This window comes from Gryllotalpicola sp. CP2-P1, from assembly GCF_057512245.1.
Genome location: NZ_JBLRDT010000268.1, coordinates 1 through 2711 on the forward strand (window position 1 = coordinate 1; position 2711 = coordinate 2711).

The window sequence follows — 2711 nt, forward strand, 5'->3', positions numbered from 1 at the left end:
GAGGATGCACACCGGCCCGAGCAGCGCTTCCGCGGCGACCCGCTGCTCGGCGTCCAGGCCGTTCAGCAGCTCGTCGGGCGTCATGCTGCGCGGTGCCCCTCGGCGGGCGGCGGCTGGTCGAGCGGGCCGCCGTACCACTCGGTGATGATCGCGTGGGCGATCGACGAGCCGCCGGGAAGCTTCAGGTCGCCGCGCTCGGCCCACAGCTCGTCGCGGCTGAACCACCGCAGCGCGAGGATCTCGTGCCCGTCGGGAGTCGTCGGCACGTCGCCCTGGGCGACCGCGCGCGCCTCGAAGCCGATCATGACCGAGGCGGGGAACGGCCACGGCTGCGAGCCGAGATAGCGCGGCGCGGCGCACACGACGCCCGACTCCTCATGCACCTCGCGGATGACCGCGGCCTCGAACGACTCGCCCGGCTCGACGAAGCCCGCGAGGATCGACCAGCGGTTGTTCTCCCACATGGCGTTGCTGCCGAGCAGGATGCGGCCCGCATCGTCGAGCACGCGCACGATGATGGCCGGGTCCGTGCGAGGGAAGACCTCGTTGCCGTCCACGAAGCAGCGCCGCACCCAGCCGCCCTGCTCGACCACCGTCGGCGTTCCGCAGCGGGGGCAGTGCGTGTGCGACTCGTGCCAGTTGGTGATCGCGACCGCCTCGACGAAGAGGGCGTAATCGCGCTCGTCGAGCACCGCCCCCGCCTCGCGCAGACCCGCCCAGCGGGACTCGTCGGGCTCGAGCTCGGCCGCCGCGGCATCCGTCAGCGTCACCGCGATCACGGGCGTTCCGGTCTCGACGACGCGGCCCAAGTACACGCGCACGAGCGCCGTCGTCTGGCGGTCGGGCTCGATGAGATCGAGGGATGCCGCGCCGTCGCCCGCCGTGACGAGCGACCGGCCGCGCCACAGCGGCAGAATGCGGGTCTGCGGCTCAGCGAGCAGCTCGTCGAACAGCTCGGGGCGGGCGCGGCGCTCGCCGTCGCGATCGACGACGAGCCCCGTGAGCGGCTCGAGCGCCGTGCGACGTGTCATCCGTGTCCCTTCGACCGCGCGGGCCTACCCTGAGGGGCATGGCCAGAACCCCATTCACTCTAGCCGCGCTCTCCACGGCGGCGGTTCCCGGCCTTGAGGTGGTCGCGACCCGCGAGCACACGACGGGGGAACACGGCGACTACGACGCCGCGATCATGCGCACGGCCGAGGGGCGCGAGCTCATCGTCCGAGTGCCGCGCACGCAGGCCGCCGAGACCGAGCAGGCCGCCGATCTGATCGCGCTCGGGGCGCTCACGGGCGGCATCCGCTCGCGGCTGCCGTTCGAGGTGCCGACGGCGCTCGGCCAGTCCCCCTTCGACGGCTCGCGGGCCGTCGTCTACGACTTCCTTCCGGGGCGCCCTCTCGAGCTCTCGCGCGTGCACGGCGAGATCGCCGTCTCAGCGGGGCAGGCCATCGCCGCGATCCATTCCCTGCCGACCGGGTTCGTGCTCGAGGCCGGGCTGCCGCAGCAGTCGGCCGAAGACGCGCAGCGCGCCGTCATGACCGTGATCGACCGCGCCCAGCAGACGGGCTCGCTGCCCGCCGCCCTGCGCAGCCGCTGGTATCAGGCCGCGGCCGACCAGTCGCTGTGGCGCTTCCTGCCGACCGTGATCAACGGCGCCCTGTCGGCCGACTCGCTGCTCGTCGACGACACCGCGGTGCGGGCCGTGATCGGCTGGTCGGCGCTGTCGGTCGGCGACCCCGCGCGCGACCTCGCGTGGGCGATGGGGGCGCAGCCGGATGCCGCAGAGGCGGTCTTCTCGTGGTACGAGATGGGCCGGCAGGCATCCCCCGACCCGCGCCTGCAGCATCGCGCCCTGCTGCACGCGGAACTCGATCTCGCCCGCTGGCTGCTGCACGGCCATGAGCTGCACGACCAGGCGATCATCGCCGATGCCGAGTCGATGCTCGACACCCTCGTCGACCGGGTGCACCAGAACGGCGTCGACCCGCTCGAGCAGGCCACGGGCCCGGTGCTCGACGCCGCCGAGGTCGAGCAGCTGCTGTCGCAGCGACCGGGTCACTCCGACGGAATGGAGCCCGTCGAGGAGAGCGACGAGGCGGCGAACGTCGAGAGCCAGCGCTCTTCGAGCTCGGACGACGAGTAGATCCGCTCGGGGCGGATGACCCGGTCGTCCGCCACGAAGTAGAACACCGCGTCGATCGACTCGGGGGCGACGCCCGTCCACGTCGCGTAGGCATGCCGGTAGAGCGCGAGCTGGAACTGCTTCCGCTCGAGATCGTCGTCGTCGGCCGGCGCCTTCCCGGTCTTCCAGTCGACGATCTGGGTGCGGCCGCCCGGCAGCCGGTAGACGGCGTCGAGCTTGCAGACGAACACGTGCCCGGCGAGCGGGGCGTGGATCTCGATCTCGACCTCGGTCGGCGCGAGGTTCGCCCACTCGCTGCGCTCGAAGGTCGCCTTGAGCTCGGCGAGGCGGTCGGCATCTGCCTCGTTCTCGGGGGTCAGGTCGTCGCGCTCGAACTCGGCGGCGTCGATCACCTCGGTCTGGCCGAACACGCCGGCGCGCCGTTCGACCCAGGCGTGGAAGAGCGTGCCGATGCGGGTGGCCTTGTAGGGACGCTCGGGCATCGGCCGCGTGAGGCTCTGCAGCGTCGCCTCTGGGGCGCTCACGAAGTCCTTGTAGCGCGACGCGGGAATGCGCACCGGCGGCCGCTCGA

General features: G+C 72.4%; 3 protein-coding genes. 1 reads left to right on the forward strand and 2 read right to left on the reverse strand.

Annotated features, from left to right (window positions below; translation table 11 throughout):
- Positions 1-80: 80 nt before the first annotated feature.
- Positions 81-1031, reverse strand: a complete 951-nt coding sequence (nudC, locus tag ACM2XV_RS14020; RefSeq protein WP_487027373.1) for an NAD(+) diphosphatase — start codon at positions 1029-1031, stop codon at positions 81-83.
- Positions 1032-1069: 38 nt separating this feature from the next.
- Here nudC and ACM2XV_RS14025 point away from each other — a divergent pair, with 38 nt between their 5' ends.
- Entirely contained in the window at positions 1070-2140 is a 1071-nt protein-coding gene (locus ACM2XV_RS14025; RefSeq protein ID WP_487027374.1) for a phosphotransferase, read from the forward strand.
- Here ACM2XV_RS14025 and ACM2XV_RS14030 read toward each other — a convergent pair.
- Positions 2053-2711 (reverse strand): PD-(D/E)XK nuclease family protein (locus ACM2XV_RS14030; protein ID WP_487027375.1); only part of this gene is annotated, 659 nt, incomplete at its 5' end. The two genes, ACM2XV_RS14025 and ACM2XV_RS14030, sit on opposite strands and share 88 nt — an antisense overlap.

Bases quoted from the DNA above. Each gene is read 5' to 3' on its own strand.
- nudC (WP_487027373.1), bottom strand. From the start codon at position 1,031: ATGACACGTCGCACGGCGCTCGAGCCGCTCACGGGGCTCGTCGTCGAT.
- ACM2XV_RS14025 (WP_487027374.1), top strand. From the start codon at position 1,070: ATGGCCAGAACCCCATTCACTCTAGCCGCGCTCTCCACGGCGGCGGTT.